Consider the following 25,396-nt stretch of genomic DNA (forward strand, 5'->3'; position numbering starts at 1 on the left):
GATATACCCCGCTCATCGGTTATGGGGTGCCTGGGAACTTCGCTGTGATCATGAACGTGCTGGAAGTCGCGGTTTTCGCGATGGTCGCCCTGGGTCCACACCAGCAGCCCTTCACCTGCGAAGTCTCGATCGGCGGCGTCCGGTGCTCGCACGGGATCGCCGCCTTCCGCGACGGCGCCAACGACATCATCATGTCCGACGGCGTCAAGGTGGCGAAGTCGCCCAAGGGCGAGCTTCTGTTCTCCAACGGGATCCAGGCCCACATGGACTCGCTCGGCTGGGTCCAGTTCTCCAACGGAACCGCGGTGCGGCGCGAAGGGACGGAGAAGTTCCGCTTCAGCACCGGCATGGTCTGCCGCTACACGGCGGTGGGCCGGGTCAGCTGCGCCCGGGAATGAGGGTGCCGAAGGCATCCGCCGCGGTCGCGATCTCCCGCAGCTTGGCGTGCCATGCGGACCAGTCGTCCGCCTCGGCGATCGGCGCCCATAGGGCTTCGATCTCCTCGATCAGAAGCGTGCAGGGCTCGCCCCTGAAGTAGGGATGCGACAGGTTGGCGGCCGGCGTCGGCCGCCGTTCCACCAGGCCGGCGCGGACCGGGGCGAAATCGTCCCCGGCATAGAGTTCGGCGACCGGGCTTTCCCCGGCGCGCCGCTCGCTCTCCGGGCCGCCGCGCCAGTCGAAGAAGAAGCGTTCGAACGGCACCCGGCTCGACGCCATGAAGCCGTACAGCGCACTGACGAAATCAAGGTCCGCGGCAGGCTCGCCGTGCTCCAGCGCCAGCCGGTCCAGGGTCGCCCGGGCCAGCGCCCCGGCGAACAGGGCGTCGAATCCGTTGACCGCGAGTTCCAGCTTGGCCGGCGACGTGAAGGGAAGCAGGCATTCGGCCAGCCGGCACAGGTTCCAGCGCAGCGCGTTGGGCTGGCGGCCGAAGGCGTACAGCCCGGCCTGATCGAAATAGGCCGCGACGAATTTGGGATCGTACACCGGCAGGAAACGGTAGGGACCATAGTCGAAGCTCTCGCCCGTCATGGTCACGTTGTCGGTGTTGATGACACCGTGGACGAAACCGGCGGCGGTCCATTCCGCGCCCATGCGGGCGACGTTCGCGCAGGCGCGCTCGAAGAAGGCCAGGGTCCGCGCGCCCTCGTCCTCGCTCCAGGCGTCCGGCATGTAATGACGGATGCCATGGTCCACCAGCCGCCGCAGGCTGGTCTGGTCGCCCAGATAGGCCAGGCGCTGGAAGGTGCCGATCCGGAGGTGGGAATGGCTGAGCCGGACTAGCACGGACGAGCGGGTCGGTGACGGCTCGTCGCCCCGGAACAGGTTCTCGCCGGTCTCGATCAGGCTGAAGCTTTTGGAGGTGTTGACGCCGCGGGCCTCCAGCAGCTCGGTCGCCAGGACCTCCCGGATGCCGCCCTTCAGCGTCAGGCGGCCGTCCGCCCCGCGCGACCACGGCGTCTCGCCGCTGCCCTTGGTGCCGAGGTCGAGCAGGCGTCCGTCCACCGGGTCGCGGAGCTGGGCGAACAGGAAGCCCCGGCCGTCGCCGAGCTGCGGATTGTAGTTGCGGAACTGATGGCCGTGGTAGCGCAGCGCCAGCGGCCGTTCCAGGCTGCCGGGCAGCGGTTCGAAGCGGCCGAAATGCGCGATCCACTCGGTCTCGGTCAGATTTCCCAGTCCGACCCGGTCGGCCCAGCGGTCGTTGCGCCAGCGCAGGACATGCTTGGGGAAATCCGCGGGCTCCACCGCGTCGAAGAAGGCGTCCCCCAACTCCTCGTGGTGACGGGCGGGAAGAAATCCGGCTGGGTCCGGTTCGGCCATGGGTGATCCCCGATCAGAATGGTTTCGCCAAGGTGCCGCAACGATACGGCACCGGCACCTGTACCAAGGCCAACATGCGCCACGGATAACCATCACGATACGCCGGTTCCGCGGACAAGTAATAAAATCCAATCCATTCCAGTGATATATTGCATTAACGCCGATGTGATATTCGGAAAGGCGTCGAGCGTCGCCCACCTGGAGAGCTTCTGAATGAGTTCGGCCGATCTAATCGGACAGATCATGGAAAAACCGGCGGAGTTCGCTCCGTCCACCTTCGCCCAGCGGGGGGTGGCGGTCGACTTCACCACGCCGTTGCTCGTCCAGGCGCGCATCAGGCAGGCGAACGGCGACGCCGTGGAACTTATCCTGCCGAATCTCGCCGGGGGCCGGGGCTCTTATATATTGGCTTGGCGCTCCCTGGTGCAGTTCGCCACGATCACCATGCACGACCACGCGCTCTACGAGTCCGTGCTGCGCGTCGAGCGGATCGATCCCGCCACCGTGCGCACCGCGACGCTCGGAGTCGCGGCGGAAGGGCTGGCCGGCCGTGACGCCATGCGCCGCGCCCAGGCCCTTCTCGGCCAGGAGAAGGAGGAGGCGCTGCTGACCAACTTCCTGCTGGTCGTCGACCTGCTCAAGCTGGCCGGCATCTCGGCCCAGGAACTCATGACGGGCCGTCCCGGCGAGGATACCGAAGCCCGCATGAAGCGGGCGATCTTCCAGGTCTCGGGGGCGCTCAACATCTCGCCGGAGATCCTCTACCAGCGGATCGAGAGCCTGACCCGGTCGACCTTCTCGGTCGGGCTGCCCTGGGCGCCGGCGCCCGGCCGGCTTCGGCGCCTGCTGCTCGACCTGGACTCGTTCCAGGAGACCGTGTCCCAATGGCAGAGCCGGGACATCTCCGGCGCCGCCGAGGTGGGCCGGTTCGCCGTCCAGGTCGCGATCCACACCACCACGATGGCGCGACTCGCCCTGGTGGAAACGGACGCGATGCTCCGCAACGTGCTGAGCATCATGCGCAACTGGGACCGCGATTCCAAGATAGTCAGCGGCCAGATGTCGCGCCTCGCGTGGCTGCTGGACGGGTGGTCCTACATCGTATCATTGTGGAGTTCGGTCGCGAACGAGCCGCACGAGCGGCAGCGCGACGTTATCCTGGACCTCGCGAGGCTCATCCCGGTGATGCCCAAGGAGGTTTCGGAATGGAGCGAAAGCGGGCTCGAGCAGGAAGCCCGGACGATCCAGCGCAAGTGGGTGCGGCTGAACCAGGATTGGCGCACCGGCAGGAACCTCCGTGACCAGGTCGTCCGGAACGAGTTGCTGAAGGGAGCCATGCGATGACGCTGAACTGGGCCGAACTGCAGCAACTGAGCGTCGCGATCGCCCAGGCGTCGGACGAGAAGCTGGTCCAGATCGTCAGGATGGTGGACACGCTGCCGGAACGGACGCAGCTGGACGACGCGATCGCCAAGGTCCGCCACCGGCTCTTCTGGCTGAAGCCCCCGCGCCCGCTGTCCATGGCCCGGATCCTGTTCTCCCCGGTGGAGGACCTGCTGGACACGCCGCTCCGCTACCGGCGCGGCACCCGGCGGTTCAACCGCGCCATCATCCGCCCGGTGGTCGACCTGGTCGAAGGCGGCCTGGGCGCCCAGAAGGCCGCCGCGATCAGGGCCGAGCTGACGGGCAAGACGACCCTGGACACGACCTTCATGCTGGCCCTGGGGGAGCGCCTGTGGCCGGTGGCGGCCGGGATCCTGGCGGATTTCGTCAAGCGGGCCCAGCTCGACGGGCGCCTCCGGATCGAACGGATCGGGCGCGACGACGACGTGCTGGTGCAGATCGCCGAGATGAGCGGCTTCCTGCAGCTCGGCGCGCAGATCGAGCGCATGAAGGCCGATCTGCCGCCCAAGCCGTTCGACGACCTCCAGGCACACCATGTCCAGCTGATCGAGGAAGCCTTCGTCACCCTGCCGACCCCCGAGGACGTCTCGCTGCTGACCCGCATCCTGCTGTCCCTGTCGGGAGAGCCGGCGAAGATCCTGGAGCTTCTGGAGCGGGTGAAGCTCCAGGCGACCCAGCGGCAGCGCGACATGCTGGTCGGCGACCTGACCCAGTCGGTGATCGACCGGCTGGGCGACGATGCGGAACGGCTGATCGACATCCCGGAGACCGACATCCAGGTGGCGGCCAAGGTCGCCAGCCGGCTGGTCAGCAGTCTGGACAGCCTGGGCCGCAAGCGCCAGTGGGGAACGGCCAACATCGACAACCGCACGCTCGACCGGACGCGCCGGGCGATCGGAGACTTCGTGATGGACAACCTGGACCGCACCGCCGGAAAAGCGGCGGCCTCCCGCGCGGCGGTCGCGACCAATCCCGGCACCTCCAGCGACGCCGAGGTGGCGGAGGCCGAGGACCGCGCCTCGGCGCTCCGCCAGTTCAGGGACCTGTCGCGCTCGCTCAAGATCGAGCACCAGACCAAGGCCAAGTTCGACTCCATCACCAGATCGATGGAGGCGGAGGCGATCGAGCAGATCCGGTCCGCGGTCAGGTGCGGACTGCCCCGCGCCGATATCAACCAGATCATCGTGGATCGGCTGCGGCTGTGCGACATCGTCGAAGGCTACGATCGAGTGAAGGAGCTGAAGGCCAAGCTGCTCGCCGCCGCGGGGTGAGCCGGCCCCGATGCCCCGTCACGCGGTCGGCCGCTCCGCCTCGGCGTCCGCGCGCGGCGCCTGCTTCCGCTGCCCGGTCGGACAGAGGTCGAGCAGGACGCAGCGGCCGCAGGCCGGATTCCGGAAATAGCAGCAGCGCTGGCCGTGCAGCATCATGACTTCGTGGTTATCGTAGATCTGCTGCGCGGTCCATTCCTCCGGCAGTTGGGCAGACAGGACGGCATGGGCGGGACCGACGGCGAGGGTGGCCGGGATCATGCCGGTGCGGACGGCGACCCGATGATGATGGCTGTCCACCGGCAGGGCCGGCCGCCGCAGCGTGCTGAAGCTAAGCACGGCGGCGCTGGTCTTGGGACCGACGCCGGACAGGGCCTCCAGCCAGGCTCTCGCCTCGGTGACCGGCAGGTCCGCCAGGAAGTCGAGCGACAGCTCGCCCCCTCGCCGCTCGGTGATTCCGCGCAGGATCTGCTGCAGGCGCGGAGCCTTCTGTTCCGGCCAGGTCACTCCGGAGATCACCTGCTGGATCTCGTCCGTCGGCGCATCGCGCACCGCCGTCCAGTCCGGATAGGCCGCCCGCAGCGCCTTGAAGGCCCGGCCCGAATCGGCATTGCGGGTCCGATGGGACAGCAGGGACGACACCAGCTCGCTGAGCGGGTCCAGGCTGTGGAAATAGGCCACCGGACAGTCGTAGGCGACGCAGAGCCTGTGGTGGATCTCCAGCACCTTCGCGGTCAGATCGTCCAGCTTCCCGGTCATCGGCAACCTCCTGTCGCAGAAACAGTGACTTAGGACGAACGGCTTCTCAGAAAAGCCCATGCAGCAGGGTCCGGCGGGAACGCCGGACCGTCACAACCAGTCCGGCGGCCCGACGCTGGATGTCCTGGCAACGGAAAGGATCGGCGCGGCGACCCGATTCGGCGAAGTCGCCGCCGCTGACCGCCTCGAACAGGCCGATCAGGTCGGCGTCCGCGTCGAACCGGAACACCCAGCTCTCGCGGTCGAGCAGGTCGAGCCACAGCTCGATCCGGCGCTGCAGGCCGAGGATCTCGGCGCGCAGGCGGACCCCCTCGACGCCCAGTTCGGCGGCCGGCAGGCTCCAGGTGCGTACGCCGGCCTCGGCGAAGCGCTCGATGTCGCGGCAGAGATCGTCGATCCGCGCCGACAGGTCGCCGCTGCGCAGGCCCATGCGGTTCAATGCGGTATTGGTCAGCGCCGTCAGCATCGCGCCGCCCAGCGCGCCGCCGAGGAGGCTGCCCAGGAACGCCTTGTCCTCCCACATGGATTCGCCCCCGAGCCATAGTTTGCAAACGGATGTTCTATGTTTGTTCACTATAACCGCGAGTTGGTCCGGAGCCAAGGGGCGGCTCGACGGTCGGAGGACTTTATTCCAGGGAGTCGGAGGGCAGCGGCAGCCCGAGGATGTAGGATTCGATCGCCAGCTTCGTGCGGCGATACTCCCCGTCCGCTTCTATGACGATACGGCGGGCGAGGTCTTCGCGCGAAAAACCTGCGGTGTCGAGAGTAGCGAAAACCTCCTGGAGCCACGCCATGGAATAGGACGGACCACCTATTCTCACCACCACCGTGTCCCCCCGCCGCAGGGCCGGGACCAGCAGGTCGTCGCGGAACGCCTCGGCGCTATGGGGGCCGCCGCTGCGATGGCGGCCGCCCGTGACCAGGGAAAAATCCCTGCCGATGTCGATCAAGGTCATCGCGTCCTCCGGCGTGGCGGCGATCGATCCGCGCCGGTGACATTAGCGAAAATTTCCGGATTCTTCGAGGGGCGTCTTGCTCAGGACCCGGTCAGGCCGCAGCTCCATTTGCGGACACGGTACTTGGGATGGGCTTCGGCCCACTGCACGGCGAGCCGCTGGCCCTCGAACATGCAGGCGTGCATGCTCATCTGGCTCGATTCGAAGGGAGGCCATTCCTTGTGGCACTTGGTCGGGTCGGACGCGAGGCAGACGAGCAGAACCAACTCAATCATTTGAATCTCTCTCCACTTGGCTCTTTACGCGATAGCCGGACCTTGATCCCGTGCTGGGGATCATCGGCGGGGCAGCCTGATGAAACTGTCAACGGTTTCGCGGATTGCCAGTGCCACCCGATTCGATCGACTTCCTCTGCCGATTCGCCCTGGACATTTTGTTTCTCGCAACAGTTTTCATGTTGCGTCGCCGAAGAATAATGCTGCACCGCCGCGGAAACGTTTCAGTAAATTTGCTAAAACTTAGTTTCATTCGCCTTTTAGTACGAACTAATGTGTCGGCAACCCATCAAAAGATCTTACGCCAGAGCGATAGGTGCACGCAGTTTCAACGCTTTAGGGTCATTCCGACTGGTGCCTTCTAAAGTCTTATTGTCCGCCTCCGGGAGAGGCGTTACGGTGATCTTCTAAAAATCTGCCCATTACCACGGAGGCGGAAAAACGGTCGGCAAGGGAACGCCGATCGATCACAAAGTCGGTTGCGTCAGAGAAAACGAACTCGGGAGGAGACAGATATGCGGCGGATGAGAATCCTGCTGACCACGGTTGCCCTTATCACCGCGGGAACGGCATACGCCAACGACGAAGTGATGAAGCTGCAGAAGGACCCGAACAACTGGGCAATGCAGCTCGGCGACTACTCTGGCAAGCGCTACAGCCCGCTCGACCAGATCAATACCCAGAACGTCAAGAACCTGCGGGTCGACTGGAGCTTCTCCACCGGCGTCCTGCGCGGCCACGAGGGCGGCCCGCTGGTCATCGGCGACGTCATGTACGTCCACACCCCCTTCCCCAACATCGTCTATGCCCTCTCCATTCCCGAGAAAGGCAAGATCCTGTGGAAGTACGAGCCGCGCCAGGATCCCAACGTGATTCCGGTGATGTGCTGCGACACGGTCAACCGCGGCGTGACCTATGCCGACGGCAAGATCTTCCTGGCCCAGGCCGACAACACGCTGGTGGCACTCGATGCCAAGACCGGCGAGGAAGTCTGGAAGGTCAAGAACGGTGACCACACCAAGGGCGAGACCCTCACCGCCAACCCCGTGGTCGTCAAGGACAAGATCTTCGTCGGCATCTCCGGCGGCGAGTTCGGCGTCCGCGGCCACCTGACCGCCTACAACATCAAGGACGGCAAGCAGATCTGGCGGGCCTACTCGACCGGTCCCGACGCCGACGTCAAGATCGACCCCCAGAAGACCACCATGCTCGGCAAGCCGATCGGCGACCGCGACCTGGGCGTGTCGACCTGGAACGGCGACGAGTGGAAGATCGGCGGCGGCACCACCTGGGGCTGGTACACCTACGATCCCGAGCTGAACCTCATATATTACGGCACCGGCAACCCGGGCACCTGGAATCCGGCCCAGCGCGCCAAGGACGGCAAGCGGGAAGGCAGCGACAACAAGTGGTCGATGTCGATCTTCGCCCGCGACGCGGACACCGGCGAAGTCAAGTGGGTGTTCCAGAAGACCCCGTTCGACGAGTGGGACTATGACGGCGTCAACGAGAACATCCTCGCGGACATCACCGTCAAGGGCAAGCCCGTCAAGGCCCTGGTCAACTTCGACCGCAACGGCTTCGTCTACACGCTCGACCGCGTGACCGGCGAACTGCTCGTCGCCGAGAAGTACGACCCGACCGTCAACTGGGCGACCCACGTCGACATGAAGACCGGCCGCCCGGCCGTGAACGAGAAGTACAGCACCTTCGCCAACGGTCCGGACACCAACTCCGAAGGCATCTGCCCGGCGGCGCTGGGGACCAAGGACCAGCAGCCGGCGTCGTTCTCGCCGGACACCGGCCTGTTCTACGTGCCGACCAACCACATCTGCATGGACTACGAGCCGTTCGAGGTCGCCTACAGCGCCGGCCAGCCCTACGTGGGTGCCACGCTGTCGATGTACCCGGCCCCGAACTCGCACGGCGGCATGGGCAACTTCATCGCCTATGACGCGGCCCAGGGCAAGATCGTCTGGTCGAAGCCCGAGGCGTTCGCGGTGTGGAGCGGCGCGCTGACCACCAAGGGCGGCGTCGCCTTCTACGGCACGCTCGAAGGCTTCCTGGTGGCGGTCGACATGAAGGACGGCAAGGAGCTGTACCGCTTCAAGACCCCGTCCGGCATCATCGGCAACGTCAACACCTTCGTGGCGAACGGCAAGCAGCACATCGCGGTGCTGTCGGGCATCGGCGGCTGGGCCGGCATCGGTCTGGCGGCGGGCTTGAACGACCCGCACGCCGGTCTGGGCGCCGTCGGCGCGCACGCCTCCCTCGGCCAGTACACCAACCTGGGCGGCGTGCTGACCGTCTTCACGCTGCCGGACTGATCGGTCCCCAGGCACTGAGAACTAAGTACCGATAAATACTCCCGGTGTTTCCGCTCCGCGAGGGGCGGAAACACCGGCTCGTTTCACTGGAAATCGAACGCCATGAATCTGTCTTTCCTGACGCGGGTCGCGACTGCCGGCGCCGCTTTCTTTTTCCTCGCAGCCGGAACTCCACACGCCCAGGACGCCGAAACGGATCCCTACGAGAAGCCCTATATCGTCGAGGACGGCAAGGTCGATCAGGGAACCTACAACGGGTTTCGGCGCTATCACTCCTCCTGCCACGTCTGCCACGGCCCCGACGGCCTGGGCGGCTCCTTCGCGCCGGCCCTGGTGGACTCGGTCAAGAGGCTGGACTACGACCAGTTCGCCGAGATCATCGCGAACGGCAAGCAGGAGTCCGGCGCCTCGGGGCAGCGGGTCATGCCGTCGTTCGGGACCGATCAGAACGTCATGCTCTACGTCGCCGACATCTACGGGTACCTGAAGGCCCGGTCCGACGGGAAGATCGACCGCGGCCGCCCCGAACGTATCAAGAAGTAACGGATCGGCAAACAACGCACCGGGAAGTGACGCTGCCGTCACGGAGATCTGACATGCTGGCACGAATCTCGATGCTGGTCGCCGCCGCCCTGCTGGCGGCCGGCACGGCCTCGGCGGTCGAACTGCCGAAGCGCGACGCGCTTCGGGTCTGCGCCGACCCGAACCTCCTGCCCTTCTCCAACGACAAGCTGGAAGGGTTCGAGAACAAGATCGCCGCCATGATCGGCGAGGAACTGGGCGTCCCCGTAGTCTATACGTGGTGGCCCCAGACCATCGGCTTCGTCCGCAACACGCTCCGCGCCCGCAAATGCGACATCGTCATGGGAGCGGCATCGGGCGAGGGGCTGATGCAGAACACCAACCCCTATTACCGCTCGGTCTACTCCCTGGTGTACCGCGAAAATTCCGGGTCGAAGATCACGGCCATGAACGATCCGGCCCTGCGCGACATGCGCATGGGCGTCGTCGCCCAGACGCCGGGCGCCACGCTCGCCACCATGAACCGGATCAACAACCTGGAGCCCTACCAGCTCGACGTCGATACCCGGGTCGACAACCCGGCGCGCCGCGCGGTGGAGGACGTCGCGTCCGGCAAGATCGACGCGACGGTGCTCTGGGGGCCGATCGCGGGCTACTTCGCCGCCCAGCAGCCGACCAAGCTGACGGTCGTGCCGCTGGTCGGCGATCAGGGAACCCGCGTCGAGTTTCCGATCACCATGGGCATCCGCGTGGAAGAACCGGAATGGAAGCACTGGCTGAACGACTTCATCCAGCGCCGCCAGCGCGACATCGACGCCGTGCTGGCCCAGTACCACGTTCCGCTGCTGACCTCGAACGGTCAGCTCCAGTCCGCCGCCGTCGCCCGGTGATCAGGCGGACCGTCGCCGCCGCGCTGGTCGCGGCGGCGATGCTTTCTCCGCCGGTCGCCGCGGCGGATCCCAAGGCGGCGGATTTCAGGATGTCCGACTACCGGGCACCGACGCCCGACTCCGTTCCCGGCGCCGCCACGGTCGGCACCGGACGGGTCCAGGAGATGGCGAAATCCGGCGAGGCCGTGCTGATCGACGTCTACCCCGCCCCGCCCCGCCCGGCCACTCTCCCCGCCGACGCGGTCTGGATGCCCAAGGCCAGGCGCACCGTCCCCGGCGCGGTCTGGCTGCCCAATGTCGGGTACGGCGCCCTGGCCGACGACATGGACCGCCATTTCCGGGACAGCCTGGAACGCCTGACCGGAGGGGACCCCGGCCGGCCGATCGTGTTCTTCTGCGAGCCGGACTGCTGGATGTCCTGGAACGCGGCGCTCCGCGCCGTCGGGTACGGCTACGGAGCCGTGCATTACTACCCCGAGGGGGCCGGCGGCTGGGCCTTGGCGGGATTGCCGCTGGAACCGGTCCAGCCCGAGCCCGGACCTGCCCCGGCAGGGTCCGGCGGCTCCCCGTAGGGTGGCATCACTCCATATGGTTGGCGATGGTCCGGGCCAGCTGGCCCACCCGCCGCTCGACGATGGCGGGCTGCTCGCACAGGGCGCCCAGCGAGCGGTGCCGCTCCTCGATGATCCGGCGTTGCCACGCCAGTTGCTCGCCGAGCTCGCGGATGCGCGCCTCGTCGCGAGGCTCCGCCGCACGAGCCTTGTCGAGCTCGCCGACCGTCTTCGTCATGTTGGCGAGCATGCCCTTCTGTGCCCGGTCGAACTTGCGGATGGCATCGACCGCCCTGCTCCGCATGCGGTTCGCTTCGTCGAAGACGCCCGCGAACAGGAGCGTCAGCGTCTCGTTCCGGTCGCCCTGGATGCTCCCGGCGAACCGGTCGATCGCCGCGTTGGCTTCGTCGTCGGGAACCGCGCGGGAGACGACCCGGGTCGCGAGCGAGGCGATCTCGCGGTTGTCCGGCCATGCCTTCAGGTAATCCTCGACCGGCGGACCGGCCCAGATCGTCGCGGCGGAGAGGGTCGGCACGAAGACCTGGACGCACGGCCAGTCGGGAGGGGTATCGACCCGCGGCTGGGCGTGCGCCGAGGCCGCGGACATCGCGGCGAGACCCGCCCCGAGCAGCGCGGCTTTCAGGCTCATCTGTACGGAATTCCGGAAACGCATGTCTCTCCCTCTGGTCGCTCTTCGTTCTTGATCGTTTTCAAAGGAAGCATACACCGATGTCACGGCTGATTCCGCTGCTGATCGCACTCCTGACGGCGGCCATGCCGGCCGTCGCGGCACCCTTGCCCGCCGCGGTCTTCGAGTTCGAGCTGGTCGATACCAGCGGCGAAGGACGATCGCCGGCCCAGGAGCAGCGGATCGTTGCCACGACCGAGGCGCTGCGCCGCGAACTTGCCGAGACCGGCCTCTATGCTCCGCTGGACCTCGCTCCCGCGGCCGGCCGGATCGACGATCACCTGTCCTGCGAACAGTGCCTGCTGGATATCGCGCGGGACATGGGCGGCCAAGTGGCGGTCATCGGCAAGGTCAACAAGATCAGCACGCTGATCCTCAGCATGGACATCGTCGTGCGCGACCTCGCGGACGGCAAGGTGATCGCCCGCGGCACCGCGGACATCCGGGGTGACAACGACCGCGCTTGGCTGCGCGGCATGCAATGGCTGGTGGAGCACAGGATCGCCCCCCAAGGGGCCGTCGGGGAGGAGCGTGCGCCCCGATGAGGTCGGGGCGCAGCCGGATCCTCGGACTACTGCTTGGCTCCCCCCTGGGGGGTCGCTTCCGGCGGACGCTCCTGGGATCCGATGGCACCCTGGCGCTGGGCCGCGAGCGAGTTGGAATCGGCATCCTTCGGACCGAACTGGAGGCTGCCTTCGGTGCCGCCCCCGGTCGCCGCCTTGGCCTCGCTCTCGGCTCCGCTGCCCGACAGGTTGCCGGACTGGTCGGCGGGCTTCGCGGGCTGCTGCTGGTTGCCCATGGCGCCCTGCCGTTCCTGCATCAGGGTTCCGTTGGGATTGGTCTGCTGAGCGACCGCTACGGATGCGCTCCCCAGGGCCAGCGCCAGAACGGCGGCGACCGTGGAAACCTTCGTCACTTCCATGAACATCCTCCAGTCTTATTGTTGATTCACGATGGGTCCACCACCGTCGAAAACCATCAACACTGGACGGATCGTTTCATCACGAACGGACGACTGCGCCGACGGTGCCGGTACTGGTATAACCGCGGCAGATAAAGAGGGAGGACCATCAGATGAAGGCTGCGATCATCGTGCTGGCGACGGCACTTTCCATCGGCGGCGCCAACGCCCAGACGGCCGATTCCGCCGCCGGCGCCACCACCGATCCCCATGACTACCCGACCTCCGCGCGGGTCGATTACGTGATCGGGTGCATGGCGACCAACGGGCAGACCCAGGAGGTCATGGAGCGCTGCTCGTGCAGCATCGACCACATCGCCCGGACGATCCCCTACAACAGCTTCGTCCAGCTGGAGACCATCCGCAGGATGCAGGACCAGCCGGGCGAGCGGGCGATGCTGTTCCGCGGCGTCGGATGGGTCAAGGACCTGCAGGAACGCTTCCGGCTGACCCAGGTGGAAGCCGACCTGGAATGCTTCCCGCAGTGAGCCGGCCGGCGGACCGGACGCTCAGCTCGCCGGCTGCGGCGTGACCTGCCAATCCCCGGTATAGACCTGGTCCTTGCTGTCGGTCACCCTGACGTCCAGTTCCCCGGGCCCCTTCGGCTGGAACGTGAAGTGCAGGCTCGGGTCCTCGCTCAGCGAGATGTCGGTCTCCACGTCCATCACGGGCTTGCCGTCATAGCTGACCTTGATCGACCGGACGAAATAGGGCGGCACGTAGGTGCGCGAGATCTGGTCGAACTGCATGCCGCTGTGGTTCGGATGGCTGACCAGGAGCTGAGCCGTCACCGGCGAGTCCGCCGGGACCGACTGCGGCAGGTTCAGCTTCATCCTGCCCAGCCGGGCCAGCGCCTGCTGGGGGTCCTTCATGGCCGGAGCCGAGCAGCCCCCCGCCGCCTTGACGTAGCGTTCCGCGCTCAGCAGGCGGCCGTCGCTGGTCTCGGCCACGGCATGGATCAGGGTGTATTCGTTGACCCGGACCCGCGTGCTGATCTCCAGCGCCTTGCGGTCGTCGTACAGGTGGAACTTGCCGGCCAGCGGCACGGGGTTGCCGTCGATCAGCAGGGTCAGCGTCCGGATCGACCAGCCGGCATCCTCCGGGATCGAAGCCTTCATGGTGATCGGGACGAGCGCCGCGTCCTGCGCCCGGTACGGCGCCTCCAGCGACAGGAACGCGCTGCCGTCCTCGATCTTACGGTCGGGAAAATAGACTTCCCTCACGCTCTCCCAGCGGGCGTAATCGTCGGGCTTGGCGTCGCTCGGCCGGGTTTGCGCCGGCACCGGGCCGACGGTGATCAGCAGGGCGGCCAGGGACGACCCCAGCAGGGTTGCCAGACGCGAAGCTCGTGCGGACATGATGCGATCCTCCGATCAGGTTTCCTATTCCCACTCCAGCTCGGCGAACACGGTCACCGCATTCCGGGGGTTGTCCTCGTCGAACAGGCTCCAGCGCCCGCGTTCCGACGCGGCGGCATCGGCCGACGCCCGGTCGATGGTGCCGCCGTCCTTCTGGATGGCGCGGATGTCCCCGACCAGCGTGGTCAGGTAGCGGCGGGTGTCTTCCGCACCCTCCGGCCAGGAGGCAGACGCCGGCCCGTGGCCCGGCACGACCCGCCGGGCCGGCACCTGGACCAGGGCGTCGATCACCCGGAGCCATCCGAGCCCGCTGCCGTCGACCGTGGGCAGCCTCTCCTGGAACACCAGGTCGCCCGCGAACAGCGTGCCGGTCGCGCCATCGAACACCGTCAGGTCGTTGTTGGTATGGGCGGTCGGGTGGGCCGTCAGCTCCAGGGTGCGGCCTCCCAGGTCGATCCGGTGAGTGGATTCGACCGTGACGGTCGGAGGGACCAGGACGGCACGGACCGCCTCCTCCGCGCCGAATTCCTCCTCCAGGCGCCGCTGGTAGGTGTCGGCACGGGCCATCAGGGCGCCCTGGAAATCGGCATGGGCGACGAAGTCCGGGCGGTCGTCGAGGAAGGCGCCGTTGCCGAACACGTGGTCCGGATGCATGTGGGTGTTGATCACGTACCGGATCGGCAGGTCCGTCCGCTGCCGGATCGCCTCGCGCAGGTCCCGGCCCAGGGCGGGCGTATTGCCGGTATCGATCACCGCGACCGCCTGCGTCCCGACGACGAACGCCATGTTGGCCACGTCGCCGCCGTTCGACCGGCCGGCATATTCCGGCAGTCCGGCATGGACGAAGATCCCGGCGGCCACCTCCTCCACGCGCAAGGGATCGGCGACCGCGGGTCCGGTGCCGGACAGGCATAGCAGCAGGATGGCCGCCTTCGATACCTTCATGACAAACAGGATAGTGGATCCCGGCCCCGCGAGAAACATCTCGATGGTCGAAAAGATCAGGCGGCTACGCCCCTCCGCCTCAGATGCCGTCCGCCCGCACGATCACCGCGATGGTGCGCCGGAGTATCGCCATGTCCTGCCGGAACGACCTTCCCTCCACATAGGCGAGATCGAGCCGGATGCGGTCCTCGAAAGTCGTGCGGTGACGCCCGGATACCTGCCACAGCCCGGTGATCCCGGGTTTGACGCGGGCGATCGCGGCGCGGGCTCCCGGATGAGCCGCCAGTTCGCTGGGCATATAGGGGCGCGGGCCGACCAGGCTCATGTCGCCTGCCAGCACGTTCCAGAGCTGCGGCAGCTCGTCCAGGCTGGTCCGGCGGAGCAGGCGGCCGACCCGGGTCACCCGAGGATCGTGATGCAGCTTGTGATGCCGCAGGTACTCGCTCCTCAGGACCGGATCCGCCGCCAGCAGCCTGTCCAGGCGGGCTTCCGCATCGACATGCATGGTGCGGAACTTCAGCGCGCTGAAGATTCCCGTCCCGGCACCGCAGCGCCGCTGCCGGAACAGGGCCGGGCCCCGCGTCTCCAGCCTCACCGCCAGCCCGATCAGCAGCAGCAACGGCGCCAGCAGGCCCAGCAGCATCGCCGCGACCGCGATGTCCAGCAGGCGCTTCGCCGGACCGCATCCCGCCGACCGCCGGGCGGCAATCGGCACCGTCGCGGGCATCGCCGCATCCCGATCCCCGGCTTCCATCACGGACATTGAGGCCTCCCCGTCGAGCGTCGTTCCGGACTTGTCGACGGGACGTTAGCCGGCCGGGCCGCGCGGCGCTGTGAGCCGGATTACAAACGGACGCCCCTGGCAAGACGCGCGGCCCGGAGCAATCTTGTTCTCCGCGGCCGTGGATCGTTCCGCGGCGGCCCGCGTTCCCCTCCATGCTTTCCGGACGGCAGCCGGACCTCCGGAACCCTGCCCCTGCGAGACCCCAAGGAGCTTGTCCATGACCGAACAACAGACGCCGCTGCGTATCGTCGGGATTTCCGGCAGTCTGCGCAAGGCTTCCCTCAACTCCGCCGCCCTGCGCGCCGCGCGCGATCTCGCCCCGCCCGGCGTGACGATCGAGATCTTCGACATCGCGGACATCCCGCTCTACAACGACGATATCAGGACCGAGAACGGATACCCGGCACCGGTCCAGGCCCTGCGAGATGCCCTGAAGGGCGCGGACGGCATCCTGTTCTCGACTCCGGAGTATAATTACTCGGTGCCCGGGGTGCTGAAGAACGCGATCGACTGGGCCTCGCGGCCGCCGGAACAGCCGTTCGACGCGAAGCCGATCGCGATGATGGGCGCCAGTCCCGGCGTTCTCGGCACCGTGCGCGCGCAGACCCACCTGCGCCAGTTCTTCACGTACCTGAACGGATTCGTGCTGAATCGCCCCGAGGTGATGATCGGGCAGGCCAATTCCAAGTTCGATCCGGAGGGACGGCTGACCGATCAGGGCACAATCGACTTCCTCAAGGGCTTCCTGGCCTCCTTCGCCGATCACATTCGTTACCACCAACGTGCTAAATCAAGGCATTAGACGGTTGGACGATTGACCTCACCGGACGAATGGTCAACGATCGCGGCACAAGGGAAGAAATGTCTCGGTTGGGAGGGATTTTGTAATGGACGTACGTGCTGCCGTAGCCTTCGAGGCCGGCAAACCACTCAGCATTGAGACAGTACAGTTGGAAGGCCCCCGGGCCGGCGAAGTGCTGGTCGAGATCAAGGCCACCGGCGTCTGTCACACCGACGCCTACACGCTCTCGGGCGCCGACAGCGAGGGCAAGTTTCCCTGCATCCTGGGCCACGAAGGTGCCGGCGTCGTGGTCGACGTGGGGCCGGGGGTCACCAGCCTGAAGAAGGGCGACCACGTCATTCCGCTCTACACGCCGGAATGCCGCCAGTGCGAATACTGCCTGAGCCAGCGGACCAACCTGTGCCAGGCGATCCGCGAAACCCAGGGCCGCGGCGTGATGCCGGACGGAACCAGCCGGTTCTCGCTGAACGGCAAGCCGATCTGGCACTACATGGGCACCTCGACCTTCGCCAACTACACCGTGGCGCCCGAGATCGCGCTGGCCAAGATCCGCGAGGACGCCCCGTTCGACAAGGTCTGCTACATCGGCTGCGGCGTCACGACCGGCCTCGGCGCCGTGATCTGGACCGCCAAGGTCCATCCCGGCGCCAACGTGGTCGTGTTCGGCCTGGGCGGCATCGGGTTGAACGTGATCCAGGGTGCCCGGATGGTCGGGGCCAACATGATCGTCGGCGTCGACATCAACCCGTCGCGCCGCGAGATGGCCGAGAAGTTCGGGATGACCCATTTCGTCAACCCGAAGGAAGTCGAAGGGGACCTCGTCCCCTACCTGGTCAACCTGACCAAGGGCGGGGCCGACTACAGCTTCGAATGCATCGGCAACATCAATACGATGCGCCAGGCATTGGAATGCTGCCACAAGGGCTGGGGCATCTCGACCATCATCGGCGTCGCCCCGTCCGGTGCCGAGATCTCGACCCGGCCGTTCCAGCTGGTGACCGGCCGCGTGTGGAAGGGCAGCGCCTTCGGCGGTGCGCGCGGGCGGACCGACGTGCCGAAGATCGTCGATTGGTACATGGACGGCAAGATCAACATCGACGACCTGATCACCCATGTCGTGCCGCTGGAGCAGATCAACGACACCTTCGACCTGATGCACGAAGGCAAGTCGATCCGTTCGGTCGTCACCTTCTGACGTCCTGCCGGATATCCTAAAAAAGAACGCCCGCGCGTGGCTTCAAGCGCGGGCGTTCTTGTTCGATATGCAAGGTTTCGGCAGGCGGGTCTCAGTAGCCGGAGCGTCCGGGCCGGCCACGGGGCGGGAAGCGGCTCGACGTCGACCGGATTTCCTGCCGGGCGCCGCCGTCCTCGTCATCGTCGGGATTGCGCGCGGACTGCCTTTCCCGCTTGTTCTCGGCCTCCGCGCTGGCGATGGTCGCCTCCATTTCCCTGATGCGCTCCTTCAGGGGGGCGATCACCGAGCCGTCCGGTTTGCGGGCGATGAACTGTGCGAGATCGTGCTTCAATCTGGCGAGCTGGCTCTTCAAAAGCGGCACGTTGGGCTTGGCGTTGGGATTGGGCTTCCCACCGCCGACACGGTAGGCTTGCTCCTCGTATTTGCTCACGACTTCCCTCCTGGTTCGACCCACAATACACGGGGACCGTCCGGTGTACCCATGGGACCGGCGTGGAGTACCGTAAGGTGCTTTGCCCCCGGGGTCACGCGGTTTAGGCCGCCGGCGTCTCGACCGGCGGCCCAAAGGCGAATGAAAGCCGAACCTTAGGCCTGCTGTATCGCCGAGAGAACCCAGCCGCCGCCGGCCGGGCGCCGGAAGGTCCAGACCTCGACGGCCTCGGTCGGCTTGGTGCGGTCGCCGTCCACCACGGAATCGCCGACCCGATCGACCGTGTAGTCCACCAGCGAATAGCGCATCGCGACCGTGGCGTAGTCCACGGCTCCCTCGCGCCAGGCCTCGGACAGGTCACCCTGGAGCAGGCGGACATCCTCGATCCGGTTGACGACGCCGCGCGCCGCGTTGGCGTCCAGTTCCTCGGCGAAGTAGGAGGCCATCTCCGGCGTGGTCAGCGAGCGCAGGGCCGCCCGGTCCTCACGTCCGTAACCGGTCTGGATATCGCGCAGCAACCGCTCGAACGCCTCGTAGTCGGCCGGTCCGATTCCGATGCCGTCGACTCCCTTGGGCGTCTTGGGCGTCTTGGCCGTCCGGGCTCCACCGCCGAGGCCCGCGCCGGTCCGGGCATATCCGCCCGGCGCCGCGTTCCGGTTCAACGGCCCCTGGCCCAGCGGGCCGCGGCCGCCGGAATTGCCGGCCCCGGCATAGGCCGGCTGGTTGCGGCTCCTGAAAAAGCGGATCGCCAGCCAGATCAGTCCGCCGATCAGCGCCACCTGGAGCAGGAATCCGAGGATCGACGCGAAGCCGCCCAAACCGCCGAAGAAGCCGCCCCCGAGGAGCATGCCGATCAGGCCGGCCCCGAGCAGACCGCCGGCGAGGCCGCCGAAGAAGCCGCGGTTGGCGGGCGTTGCCGGACGCTGAAGCCCGGCGGCCGCGCCGGGCTGCCCCGCGGTCGGGCGTTCGGTCGCCGAGCGCTCCAGCGGGGCGGCGGTGCGCGGGGCCGTGTTGGTCGGTGCGGGAGCTTCGTAGGTGCGGGCACCCCGGCTGCCTAGGTTGCTACTCCGCCCAGGGCGGGCGTCGACCGATGTCGCGACGAGCGTCAGGACGGCGGCAAGGGCGATGAGCGCCTGGGTTCGCCTGGGCTTTCTGTTCTGGGTCATGACCTGCTTCTTTGGGCCTGTTTCTTTTGCTTTCCTCCATATGGGAGGTCATGACCGGAATTTCAGCGACTCTCGGAAGCGGGGCCGGCGGTATCGGCCCGGCCCAGGGGATCGCGCATCTGGCGCAGCCGGTCGGACCGCCATTCCCAGTAGTTTGCGCCGACGTCGGCGATCTCGCCATATCCTCGCGCGGGGCGGACCCGCTCGGAGAAAGGATCGGACGGCGGCAGCGACGATCCCAGGAGCTGCCGGTCGTCCGGCAGGGGCGTCAGATTGCCGGAATGGTTCGGCGAACCGTAGGCGTCGCGATAGGTATCGTAAGGCACCACGCCCTGCGCCAGCGCGATGCCCGGGGCCAGCAGCAGGATCGCCCAGGGAACGGCATGGCGCAGGGGGAAGGGCATGGCGGCGGCTCCGGTTGCTCCGCCGAAGGTTAGCCGGAGACCGCTCCGCTCCCCATGCTTCCGGCCGGGGTAAGGCCCATGTTCCCGCCGTCCCCGGTCGGCCGCCCGGAAGGTCGGATCCTAGCGCGGATAGATGATCCGGTCGTCTTCCAGCAGGTTGAAGTCCCCGTTCGCCGCGGTCGACCGTGCCAGGACGATGCTGACCCCCCGGCTGCGGAGCACATCCAGGATCCGGTCGGCGTCCCTGGTATCGACGCCGTCTATCGGGAGCAGCCTGTCCAGTTCCGCGATCGTAACGTTGCCGTGCCGGTTTCCGATATCCAGCAGCCGCAAGACAGGAAAGCTATGATCGACAGTAGCCACAGCCGGCCCTCCACCAACGTTATTGCGCTATGGTCCAACATTCCGTCCGGCGAATCGTTACTCCGGCCCGCCTGGTCCGCCCTCTTGCGGCGGTATGAAAAACAATCCCTTTGGATAAGCGCTCGCCAAATGATCAAAAGCCGGGCTTCGGTGTTGTTTGCTTTGCTGCACCGCACCGGTTAGAAACGCCAAAAATCTTCATGTGAGGAAACCGCCATGGTAGGCCTTTTCGGCATCATACTATCTCTTGTATTGCTTATGTATCTGGCATACAGAGGCATCACGGTTCTCGTGCTTGCGCCTTTGCTTGCCGCCATGGCCGTTCTTTTCGCCGGCGATCTGCCGCTTCTGGCCACATATACGCAGGTCTTCATGACCGCGGCGGGCCGTTTCGTCACCACCTATTTCCCGCTGTTCCTGCTCGGCGCCCTGTTCGGCAAGCTGATGGACGACAGCGGGTCCGCCCGGACCATCGCGCACTGGATCGTCGAGAAACTGGGAGCCGAGCGCTCCATCCTGGCCGTGGTCCTGGCTTGCGGGATCCTGACCTATGGCGGCGTCTCGCTGTTCGTCGTCGCCTTCGCCGTCTATCCGATCGCCGTGGCCCTGTTCCGCGAGGCGCAGATCCCCAAGCGCCTGATCCCCGGTGCCATCGCGCTGGGTTCCTTCACCTTCACCATGACGGCGCTGCCCGGCACCCCGGCGATCCAAAACCTGATCCCGATGCCCTATTTCGGCACCGACGCCTTCGCCGCCCCCGGCCTCGGCCTGCTGGCCGCCGCGATCATGCTGGTCGGCGGCACCGCTTGGCTGACCTGGCGCCACCACCGCGCCCATGCCGCCGGCGAGGGGTACGGCACCCATCCCGACGATCCCCGCCCGGAACCGCGCGCCCGCTCGGTCGGCGCCATGGCGCTCGACCGGGACGAGGTCGCGGCGCCCGGCATCCTGGTCGCCGTGCTGCCGATCGTGCTAGTCATCGCGCTGAACTATGCCTTCACGAACTTCCTGATCCCGACCTGGGAAACCGGCTACCTGGCCGAACCCAAGTACGGTTCGACCACCGTCGCCAAGGTCCAGGGCACCTGGGCGATCATCATCGCCCTGATCGTCAGCAGCGTCGCCGTCGTCGCGCTCAACTGGCGCGTCCTGCGCGACCGGGTCGTCGCCTCGATCAACGAGGGCAGCCTGGGCTCCCTGCTGCCGATCTTCAACACGGCGTCGGAAGTGGGCTACGGCGCCGTCATCGCCTCCCTGGCCGCCTTCACCATCCTGCGCGACTTCGTGCTCAACCTGTCGCCCGACAACCCGCTGATCTCGCTGGCGGTCGCGGTCAACGTGCTGGCCGGCGTCACCGGATCGGCCTCGGGCGGCATGAGCATCGCGCTGGAGACGCTCGGCAGCACCTATGCCCAACTCGGACAGGCGGCGGGCATCAGCCCGGAACTGCTGCACCGTATCACCGCCATATCGTCGGGCGGGTTCGACGCCCTGCCCCATAACGGCGCCGTCATCACGCTGCTGGCGATCTGCAAGCTGACCCATCGGCAGTCCTACGTGGACATCCTGATGGTCGCGGTCGCCATCCCGGTGACGTCGCTGATCATCATCATCGCCCTGGGCACGATGTTCGGTTCGTTCTGAACCCGCCCGCTCAGCGATTCCGAAGCTTCTTGTAGACCGTGTTGCGGGTGATGCCCAGGCGGCGGGCGGTTTCGGCGACGTTGCCGCCGGTCTGCTCCCAAGTCGCGACGACACGGTCGATCACCGCCCGCTCCAGCGTCGAGGGTGACGGCGCGGGACGGGTCCGGGGCGCCCCGACATGGTCGGCATCGATCAGGCCCCGCTCTCCGACCGCGATGGCGAGCCGGGTCAGCGCCCCGCGCAGTTCGCGGATGTTGCCGGGCCAGGGTCGCCCGGCCAGCGCCTCCAGCGCCGCGTCCGTGATGGTGCAGCCGGGATCGATCGCCCGCAGCAGGTGGCGGGCGATGGCCGCGAAATCGGACCGGCCGGCCAGGGGCGGCAGTTCCACCGCCACCATGTCGAGCCGGTAGAACAGGTCGGCCCGGAAGCGCCCGGCACCCACCGCCTCCGCCAGATCCACGTTGGTCGCGGCGACGAGCTGGAGATCCACCTTCCTGCGCGTCCCGCCGCCGACCGGACGGACCGTCCAGTCGTCGAGCAGCCGCAGCAGGCTTCCCTGCACCGGCAGCGGCATGTCCCCGATCTCGTCCAGGAACAGGGTGCCGCCGTCCGCCTCGACGACCAGTCCCCGGGCGCCGCCCCGGCGGGCCCCCGTGAAGGCGCCCTCTGCATGGCCGAACAGTTCGGCCTCCACCAGGCTCTCCGGCAGCGCCGCGCAGTTCACCGGCACGAAGGCGCCGGAACGGCCGCTGGCGGCATGGGCGTGGCGGGCCATCAGTTCCTTGCCGGTCCCGGTGGCACCCCGGATCAGGATCGGCACCCCCCGCGCCGCGGCACCGGACACCTGCCGCATCGCCGCCCTGACGGCAGGGTCCTCGGCGATGAAGCCGGGCTTGGCGCCGGGCGTCCCCCGGTCCTTGCGCGCGTGGATCGGGCAGGCATGGCGCAGGTTGTCGATCGCCACGACGTAGCTGCTGCCCTCGTGGTCCTCCAATCGCACACGGTCCCGGCGATGCCCCTCGTCCAGGAACCGGTGGAAGCCGGTCCGGAACAGCTCCGCGAAATGGTGTCCGGGTCGGGCCGGCAGCCCCTGGAGGAAGAACTGCGCCTGCCGGTTGGCGGCCAGGACCCTGCCCTCCCCGTCCACCGCCAGCAGGCCGGCGCTCAGCGTGCGCAGATATTCGGCCCTCGTGTGGAAGATCAGGACGAGATGGTCCCGGTACGCTTCGCGGAACAGCCCGTTCTCGATCTGGCGGACCGACATCTTGACCAGCGCCATGGTGTGCCGCTGGCGGGATCGGCAGTCGCTCGACGCGTCCAGCACGGCGGCGATCTCTCCGGTCGGGCCGAAGATCGGCGCCGCGTTGCAGGTCAATCCGCCATAGGTGGTGAAGAAATGCTCCGGGCCATGGACCGTCACCGGCGCCCGCATGGCCGCCGCCAGCCCGAGGGCGTTGGTGCCCTGGTGCAGCTCGCCCCACAACCCGCCGGCCCGGATGTTCTTGGCGTCGGCCGTGGTGCGGAAGGTGTCGTCCGTGATCGTGTCCAGCACCATGCCCCCGGGGTCGCCCAACGCGATCATGAAGTTCGAGCCGGAGATCTGATGATAGAGGTTGTGCATCTCGGCCAACGCCAGCCGTCGGGTCAGCTCGTGCCGCTCCCGCGCCTCCTCCAGCAGGGTGCCGGCGGCGTATAGAAGCTCCGGCGAGCGGTTGGGCTCAAGCCCGGCCTCCAGGCAGCGGTCCCAGGATTGCCGGATCTCCGGGGCGAGCAGGTCCGGCGAGGCGATGCCCCGGTCCTGGAGCACGATGCGCGCCTGCCTCAGGCGCTCCGCGGGCGAGAGCATGTCCCGTTCCTCCCCTGACGACCTGTTATGTTCAAGTCTTGCACAGCCAAGGTGTGAGCAGGCGTTGATTATGTAAACACGCCATTCGGGTCAATTCCGGAGAATGCCGCGGATTCCCGCCGCTCCCGTTCCTGGCACGCCCATTGCGTCCAGAGTGCCGGTTCCAACGAGGACCGGAACACCGACCGAATCACAAACGGGGAGGCTCATCCATGAAGGCGGCCGTGCTCTACGAATTCGACCCGTCGCTCACCAGCCCGCAGTTCGTCCGGTACGAGGAGGTCCCCGATCCGAAGATCGAGAAGACCACCGACGTGATCGTGCGCATCGGCGGCGCCGGCGTCTGCCGGACCGACCTGCACATCGTGGAAGGTATCTGGCGCAGCAAGGTCGATGTCCAGCTTCCCTACATCATGGGCCATGAGAACGCAGGATGGGTCGAGGAGGTCGGCAAGGGCGTCGAGGGCATCAAGGTCGGCGACCCCGTTATCTGCCACCCGCTGGTGACCAGCGGCCACTGCCTTGCCTGCCGGCGCGGCGACGACATGCACGCGACCGACAGCAAGTTCCCCGGCATCAACGCCAACGGCGGCTATGCCGAGTACCTGCTGACCGGCGTCCGATCCCTGATCAAGCTGCCGTCCAGCCTGACGCCCAAGGACGTCGCTCCCTATACCGACGCGGGCCTGACCGCCTACCGGGCCGCCAAGAAGGCGTCGCGCCACCTGCTGCCCGGCGAATACGCCGTCGTGATCGGCGTCGGCGGGCTGGGCCATATCGGCGTCCAGGTGCTGGCCGCCCTGTGCGCCGCCGAGATCATCGCGGTGGACCGCTCGGACATGGCGCTTGGCCTCGCGAAGGAGTGCGGCGCGCATCATCTGGTGAAGTCCGACGGCACCGAGGTCGAGCAGATCCTGGCCCTGACCGGTGGCCGAGGGGCCGAGGCGGTGATCGACTTCGTCGGCGAGGGCGACGCGGTCGAGAAGGGTCTCGCCATGACCCGCAACGCCGGCTTCTATTACATCGTCGGCTATGGCGGGAAGGTGGAGATCCCGACGATCGAGATGATCACGTCGGAGAAGACCATCGTCGGCAACCTGGTCGGGACATATCCCGAACTGGTCGAACTGATGGCCCTGGCCGACCGCGGCCTGGTCAAGCTGGCGACCCGCGAGTACCGGCTGGAGCAGGCCAACGAGGCGCTGCACGACCTGCACCACGGCAAGGTCAAGGGCCGTGCCGTCCTAATACCCTGAGGCCCGGATACCGGAAGGACATCGCCATGGGTTTCGAACCCGAGGTCGCCCAGGCCGGCCCGTACGAGTGGGAGGTCGAGGAAGGCGATCTGGTCTTCTGGTGCCGCTGCGGGCGCAGCGCCACCCAGCCGATCTGCGACGGCTCCCACGCCGGCACGGGGATCAGCCCGATGGGGTGGAGGGCGCCCGGCACCGGGACGGTCTTCCTGTGCGGCTGCAAGCGCACCGCCAACCCACCGCTCTGCGACGGCCATCACAATGACCTCTGACGATGCGTTCCAGACCCTGATGGCCGAGCGCTACGCCATCGTCGCCAAGCTGACCGAGCTGAACTCGGCCCAGCTCACGCGGGAGGGCCGGCGCGCCGGGGTGGAGTTCGAGCTGTCCCGCTGCCGCCAGGACCTGGCGGCGGCGCCCACTCCCGAACTGTCGGCCCGGCTGGCCGAGCTGGAACGGGAACACCGCGACGCCATCGAGCAGACGAAGAAGATCGAGGCCGAACGCGAGGCGCTGATCCTCAAGCTGGAAGACATCGTCCATCGATTGAACGAACCGCACTGAACGCTGGACCGAACGAAAACCGGAGGCCCGACACCATGAGCACTTCAGCGGCATCGGCCGAGGATGCATCCAAGGACGAGTTCTTCAAGCGGCTCGCCGATCTATCACAGGAGATGATCGCCGCCCATGGAGAAGACTTCACCATGGGCGCCCTGATCCTGGGCGCCCGCTATATCGCGGAGAAAAAGGCGAAGCCGGAGGAGACGGCGAAGAAGTAACGCCG

At 67.0% G+C, this 25,396-nt stretch carries 31 protein-coding genes; 16 read left to right on the forward strand and 15 right to left on the reverse strand.

Features of this window, described 5'->3' with window-relative positions; genetic code table 11:
* Nucleotides 1-50 precede the first annotated feature (50 nt).
* On the forward strand, nt 51-398 hold the full coding sequence (locus JL101_RS19955; RefSeq protein WP_203097655.1) for a hypothetical protein: 348 nt from the start codon (nt 51-53) through the stop codon (nt 396-398).
* On the opposite strand, the gene JL101_RS19960 is transcribed toward JL101_RS19955, so the two are convergent.
* Nucleotides 379-1,818, reverse strand: coding sequence for a protein adenylyltransferase SelO (locus JL101_RS19960; protein ID WP_203097654.1), 1,440 nt, complete (start codon nt 1,816-1,818; stop codon nt 379-381). The genes JL101_RS19955 and JL101_RS19960 overlap by 20 nt on opposite strands.
* Before the next feature lie 243 nt (nt 1,819-2,061).
* On the opposite strand from JL101_RS19960, the gene JL101_RS19965 reads away from it, so the two are divergent.
* Complete coding sequence (locus JL101_RS19965; protein WP_203097653.1) at nt 2,062-3,162, forward strand: hypothetical protein; 1,101 nt, start codon at nt 2,062-2,064, stop codon at nt 3,160-3,162.
* On the forward strand, nt 3,159-4,493 hold the full coding sequence (locus JL101_RS19970; protein ID WP_203097652.1) for a hypothetical protein: 1,335 nt from the start codon (nt 3,159-3,161) through the stop codon (nt 4,491-4,493). Before JL101_RS19965 ends, JL101_RS19970 begins: the two co-directional genes overlap by 4 nt.
* Nucleotides 4,494-4,511: 18 nt before the next feature.
* Here the strand turns inward: JL101_RS19970 and JL101_RS19975 are convergent, their stop codons facing one another.
* From JL101_RS19975 to JL101_RS19990, 4 genes are all read right to left on the reverse strand, one after another.
* Entirely contained in the window at nt 4,512-5,249 is a 738-nt protein-coding gene (locus JL101_RS19975) for an endonuclease III domain-containing protein (protein WP_203097651.1), read from the reverse strand.
* A 46-nt stretch (nt 5,250-5,295) separates the two neighbouring features.
* Nucleotides 5,296-5,772, reverse strand: coding sequence for a hypothetical protein (locus JL101_RS19980; RefSeq protein ID WP_203097650.1), 477 nt, complete (start codon nt 5,770-5,772; stop codon nt 5,296-5,298).
* Between the two features lie 103 nt (nt 5,773-5,875).
* Complete coding sequence (locus JL101_RS19985; RefSeq protein WP_203097649.1) at nt 5,876-6,205, reverse strand: hypothetical protein; 330 nt, start codon at nt 6,203-6,205, stop codon at nt 5,876-5,878.
* An 80-nt stretch (nt 6,206-6,285) separates the two neighbouring features.
* On the reverse strand, nt 6,286-6,480 hold the full coding sequence (locus JL101_RS19990) for a hypothetical protein (protein ID WP_201078192.1): 195 nt from the start codon (nt 6,478-6,480) through the stop codon (nt 6,286-6,288).
* A gap of 515 nt (nt 6,481-6,995) precedes the next feature.
* On the opposite strand from JL101_RS19990, the gene JL101_RS19995 reads away from it, so the two are divergent.
* From JL101_RS19995 to JL101_RS20010, 4 genes are all read left to right on the forward strand, one after another.
* A complete protein-coding gene (locus JL101_RS19995; protein ID WP_203097648.1) occupies nt 6,996-8,807 on the forward strand; it encodes a methanol/ethanol family PQQ-dependent dehydrogenase in 1,812 nt (603 codons plus the stop codon).
* Nucleotides 8,808-8,909: 102 nt separating this feature from the next.
* A complete protein-coding gene (locus JL101_RS20000) occupies nt 8,910-9,350 on the forward strand; it encodes a c-type cytochrome (RefSeq protein ID WP_203097647.1) in 441 nt (146 codons plus the stop codon).
* Between the two features lie 53 nt (nt 9,351-9,403).
* Nucleotides 9,404-10,219: a quinoprotein dehydrogenase-associated putative ABC transporter substrate-binding protein gene (locus tag JL101_RS20005; RefSeq protein ID WP_203097646.1), complete on the forward strand. Its 816-nt coding sequence runs from the start codon at nt 9,404-9,406 to the stop codon at nt 10,217-10,219.
* Complete coding sequence (locus tag JL101_RS20010) at nt 10,216-10,791, forward strand: rhodanese-like domain-containing protein (protein ID WP_228434992.1); 576 nt, start codon at nt 10,216-10,218, stop codon at nt 10,789-10,791. The genes JL101_RS20005 and JL101_RS20010 overlap by 4 nt, the downstream gene beginning before the upstream one ends.
* A gap of 7 nt (nt 10,792-10,798) precedes the next feature.
* On the opposite strand, the gene JL101_RS20015 is transcribed toward JL101_RS20010, so the two are convergent.
* Nucleotides 10,799-11,419, reverse strand: coding sequence for a hypothetical protein (locus tag JL101_RS20015; protein WP_203097645.1), 621 nt, complete (start codon nt 11,417-11,419; stop codon nt 10,799-10,801).
* Nucleotides 11,420-11,499: 80 nt separating this feature from the next.
* Between JL101_RS20015 and JL101_RS20020 the strand changes: the two genes are divergently transcribed.
* On the forward strand, nt 11,500-12,003 hold the full coding sequence (locus JL101_RS20020) for a DUF3280 domain-containing protein (RefSeq protein ID WP_203097644.1): 504 nt from the start codon (nt 11,500-11,502) through the stop codon (nt 12,001-12,003).
* 26 nt (nt 12,004-12,029) lie between these two features.
* On the opposite strand, the gene JL101_RS20025 is transcribed toward JL101_RS20020, so the two are convergent.
* Complete coding sequence (locus tag JL101_RS20025; protein WP_203097643.1) at nt 12,030-12,380, reverse strand: hypothetical protein; 351 nt, start codon at nt 12,378-12,380, stop codon at nt 12,030-12,032.
* Nucleotides 12,381-12,532: 152 nt separating this feature from the next.
* On the opposite strand from JL101_RS20025, the gene JL101_RS20030 reads away from it, so the two are divergent.
* Nucleotides 12,533-12,907, forward strand: a complete 375-nt coding sequence (locus JL101_RS20030) for a hypothetical protein (RefSeq protein ID WP_203097642.1) — start codon at nt 12,533-12,535, stop codon at nt 12,905-12,907.
* 21 nt (nt 12,908-12,928) lie between these two features.
* Here the strand turns inward: JL101_RS20030 and JL101_RS20035 are convergent, their stop codons facing one another.
* The 3 genes from JL101_RS20035 to JL101_RS20045 all read right to left on the reverse strand — a co-directional run bounded on the left by JL101_RS20035 (nt 12,929) and on the right by JL101_RS20045 (nt 15,485).
* On the reverse strand, nt 12,929-13,777 hold the full coding sequence (locus JL101_RS20035; protein ID WP_203097641.1) for a quinoprotein dehydrogenase-associated SoxYZ-like carrier: 849 nt from the start codon (nt 13,775-13,777) through the stop codon (nt 12,929-12,931).
* 24 nt (nt 13,778-13,801) lie between these two features.
* Nucleotides 13,802-14,722, reverse strand: a complete 921-nt coding sequence (locus JL101_RS20040) for a quinoprotein relay system zinc metallohydrolase 2 (RefSeq protein ID WP_203097640.1) — start codon at nt 14,720-14,722, stop codon at nt 13,802-13,804.
* A gap of 79 nt (nt 14,723-14,801) precedes the next feature.
* Nucleotides 14,802-15,485, reverse strand: a complete 684-nt coding sequence (locus JL101_RS20045; protein WP_203097639.1) for a sugar transferase — start codon at nt 15,483-15,485, stop codon at nt 14,802-14,804.
* A gap of 238 nt (nt 15,486-15,723) precedes the next feature.
* Between JL101_RS20045 and JL101_RS20050 the strand changes: the two genes are divergently transcribed.
* Entirely contained in the window at nt 15,724-16,308 is a 585-nt protein-coding gene (locus tag JL101_RS20050) for an NADPH-dependent FMN reductase (RefSeq protein ID WP_203097638.1), read from the forward strand.
* A gap of 85 nt (nt 16,309-16,393) precedes the next feature.
* Entirely contained in the window at nt 16,394-17,503 is a 1,110-nt protein-coding gene (locus tag JL101_RS20055; protein WP_203097637.1) for an S-(hydroxymethyl)glutathione dehydrogenase/class III alcohol dehydrogenase, read from the forward strand.
* A 91-nt stretch (nt 17,504-17,594) separates the two neighbouring features.
* Here the strand turns inward: JL101_RS20055 and JL101_RS20060 are convergent, their stop codons facing one another.
* The 4 genes from JL101_RS20060 to JL101_RS20075 all read right to left on the reverse strand — a co-directional run bounded on the left by JL101_RS20060 (nt 17,595) and on the right by JL101_RS20075 (nt 19,866).
* A complete protein-coding gene (locus tag JL101_RS20060; protein WP_158046694.1) occupies nt 17,595-17,933 on the reverse strand; it encodes a Gas vesicle protein V in 339 nt (112 codons plus the stop codon).
* Nucleotides 17,934-18,088: 155 nt separating this feature from the next.
* Nucleotides 18,089-19,099, reverse strand: a complete 1,011-nt coding sequence (locus JL101_RS20065) for a Tim44 domain-containing protein (protein ID WP_203097636.1) — start codon at nt 19,097-19,099, stop codon at nt 18,089-18,091.
* Between the two features lie 62 nt (nt 19,100-19,161).
* A complete protein-coding gene (locus JL101_RS20070) occupies nt 19,162-19,503 on the reverse strand; it encodes a hypothetical protein (protein WP_203097635.1) in 342 nt (113 codons plus the stop codon).
* Between the two features lie 120 nt (nt 19,504-19,623).
* A complete protein-coding gene (locus tag JL101_RS20075) occupies nt 19,624-19,866 on the reverse strand; it encodes an RNA polymerase sigma factor region1.1 domain-containing protein (protein ID WP_203097634.1) in 243 nt (80 codons plus the stop codon).
* 216 nt (nt 19,867-20,082) lie between these two features.
* On the opposite strand from JL101_RS20075, the gene JL101_RS20080 reads away from it, so the two are divergent.
* Nucleotides 20,083-21,510 carry a GntP family permease gene (locus JL101_RS20080; RefSeq protein WP_203097632.1) on the forward strand — a complete coding sequence of 476 codons (1,428 nt, stop codon included), beginning with the start codon at nt 20,083-20,085 and terminating at the stop codon, nt 21,508-21,510.
* Between the two features lie 10 nt (nt 21,511-21,520).
* Here the strand turns inward: JL101_RS20080 and JL101_RS20085 are convergent, their stop codons facing one another.
* The gene (locus JL101_RS20085) at nt 21,521-23,356 is read right to left on the reverse strand and encodes a sigma-54-dependent Fis family transcriptional regulator (protein WP_203097836.1); all 1,836 of its coding nucleotides are present in this window, start codon (nt 23,354-23,356) and stop codon (nt 21,521-21,523) included.
* Between the two features lie 212 nt (nt 23,357-23,568).
* Between JL101_RS20085 and JL101_RS20090 the strand changes: the two genes are divergently transcribed.
* The 4 genes from JL101_RS20090 to JL101_RS20105 are packed head-to-tail and all read left to right on the forward strand — an operon-like array spanning nt 23,569 to nt 25,391.
* Entirely contained in the window at nt 23,569-24,612 is a 1,044-nt protein-coding gene (locus JL101_RS20090; protein ID WP_203097631.1) for an NAD(P)-dependent alcohol dehydrogenase, read from the forward strand.
* A 26-nt stretch (nt 24,613-24,638) separates the two neighbouring features.
* Entirely contained in the window at nt 24,639-24,881 is a 243-nt protein-coding gene (locus tag JL101_RS20095) for a CDGSH iron-sulfur domain-containing protein (protein WP_201078160.1), read from the forward strand.
* Entirely contained in the window at nt 24,871-25,173 is a 303-nt protein-coding gene (locus tag JL101_RS20100) for a hypothetical protein (RefSeq protein WP_203097629.1), read from the forward strand. The genes JL101_RS20095 and JL101_RS20100 overlap by 11 nt, the downstream gene beginning before the upstream one ends.
* A 35-nt stretch (nt 25,174-25,208) precedes the next feature.
* On the forward strand, nt 25,209-25,391 hold the full coding sequence (locus tag JL101_RS20105; protein WP_203097628.1) for a hypothetical protein: 183 nt from the start codon (nt 25,209-25,211) through the stop codon (nt 25,389-25,391).
* Nucleotides 25,392-25,396 lie beyond the last annotated feature (5 nt).

This window comes from Skermanella rosea (assembly GCF_016806835.2).
Classification (GTDB): domain Bacteria; phylum Pseudomonadota; class Alphaproteobacteria; order Azospirillales; family Azospirillaceae; genus Skermanella; species Skermanella rosea.

Bases quoted from the DNA above. Each gene is read 5' to 3' on its own strand.
- JL101_RS19955 (WP_203097655.1), top strand. From the start codon at position 51: ATGAACGTGCTGGAAGTCGCGGTTTTCGCGATGGTCGCCCTGGGTCCA.
- JL101_RS19960 (WP_203097654.1), bottom strand. From the start codon at position 1,818: ATGGCCGAACCGGACCCAGCCGGATTTCTTCCCGCCCGTCACCACGAG.
- JL101_RS19965 (WP_203097653.1), top strand. From the start codon at position 2,062: ATGGAAAAACCGGCGGAGTTCGCTCCGTCCACCTTCGCCCAGCGGGGG.
- JL101_RS19970 (WP_203097652.1), top strand. From the start codon at position 3,159: ATGACGCTGAACTGGGCCGAACTGCAGCAACTGAGCGTCGCGATCGCC.
- JL101_RS19975 (WP_203097651.1), bottom strand. From the start codon at position 5,249: ATGACCGGGAAGCTGGACGATCTGACCGCGAAGGTGCTGGAGATCCAC.
- JL101_RS19980 (WP_203097650.1), bottom strand. From the start codon at position 5,772: ATGTGGGAGGACAAGGCGTTCCTGGGCAGCCTCCTCGGCGGCGCGCTG.
- JL101_RS19985 (WP_203097649.1), bottom strand. From the start codon at position 6,205: ATGACCTTGATCGACATCGGCAGGGATTTTTCCCTGGTCACGGGCGGC.
- JL101_RS19990 (WP_201078192.1), bottom strand. From the start codon at position 6,480: ATGATTGAGTTGGTTCTGCTCGTCTGCCTCGCGTCCGACCCGACCAAG.
- JL101_RS19995 (WP_203097648.1), top strand. From the start codon at position 6,996: ATGCGGCGGATGAGAATCCTGCTGACCACGGTTGCCCTTATCACCGCG.
- JL101_RS20000 (WP_203097647.1), top strand. From the start codon at position 8,910: ATGAATCTGTCTTTCCTGACGCGGGTCGCGACTGCCGGCGCCGCTTTC.
- JL101_RS20005 (WP_203097646.1), top strand. From the start codon at position 9,404: ATGCTGGCACGAATCTCGATGCTGGTCGCCGCCGCCCTGCTGGCGGCC.
- JL101_RS20015 (WP_203097645.1), bottom strand. From the start codon at position 11,419: ATGAGCCTGAAAGCCGCGCTGCTCGGGGCGGGTCTCGCCGCGATGTCC.
- JL101_RS20020 (WP_203097644.1), top strand. From the start codon at position 11,500: ATGTCACGGCTGATTCCGCTGCTGATCGCACTCCTGACGGCGGCCATG.
- JL101_RS20025 (WP_203097643.1), bottom strand. From the start codon at position 12,380: ATGGAAGTGACGAAGGTTTCCACGGTCGCCGCCGTTCTGGCGCTGGCC.
- JL101_RS20030 (WP_203097642.1), top strand. From the start codon at position 12,533: ATGAAGGCTGCGATCATCGTGCTGGCGACGGCACTTTCCATCGGCGGC.
- JL101_RS20035 (WP_203097641.1), bottom strand. From the start codon at position 13,777: ATGTCCGCACGAGCTTCGCGTCTGGCAACCCTGCTGGGGTCGTCCCTG.
- JL101_RS20040 (WP_203097640.1), bottom strand. From the start codon at position 14,722: ATGAAGGTATCGAAGGCGGCCATCCTGCTGCTATGCCTGTCCGGCACC.
- JL101_RS20045 (WP_203097639.1), bottom strand. From the start codon at position 15,485: ATGTCCGTGATGGAAGCCGGGGATCGGGATGCGGCGATGCCCGCGACG.
- JL101_RS20050 (WP_203097638.1), top strand. From the start codon at position 15,724: ATGACCGAACAACAGACGCCGCTGCGTATCGTCGGGATTTCCGGCAGT.
- JL101_RS20055 (WP_203097637.1), top strand. From the start codon at position 16,394: ATGGACGTACGTGCTGCCGTAGCCTTCGAGGCCGGCAAACCACTCAGC.
- JL101_RS20065 (WP_203097636.1), bottom strand. From the start codon at position 19,099: ATGACCCAGAACAGAAAGCCCAGGCGAACCCAGGCGCTCATCGCCCTT.
- JL101_RS20070 (WP_203097635.1), bottom strand. From the start codon at position 19,503: ATGCCCTTCCCCCTGCGCCATGCCGTTCCCTGGGCGATCCTGCTGCTG.
- JL101_RS20080 (WP_203097632.1), top strand. From the start codon at position 20,083: ATGGTAGGCCTTTTCGGCATCATACTATCTCTTGTATTGCTTATGTAT.
- JL101_RS20085 (WP_203097836.1), bottom strand. From the start codon at position 23,356: ATGCTCTCGCCCGCGGAGCGCCTGAGGCAGGCGCGCATCGTGCTCCAG.
- JL101_RS20090 (WP_203097631.1), top strand. From the start codon at position 23,569: ATGAAGGCGGCCGTGCTCTACGAATTCGACCCGTCGCTCACCAGCCCG.
- JL101_RS20095 (WP_201078160.1), top strand. From the start codon at position 24,639: ATGGGTTTCGAACCCGAGGTCGCCCAGGCCGGCCCGTACGAGTGGGAG.
- JL101_RS20100 (WP_203097629.1), top strand. From the start codon at position 24,871: ATGACCTCTGACGATGCGTTCCAGACCCTGATGGCCGAGCGCTACGCC.
- JL101_RS20105 (WP_203097628.1), top strand. From the start codon at position 25,209: ATGAGCACTTCAGCGGCATCGGCCGAGGATGCATCCAAGGACGAGTTC.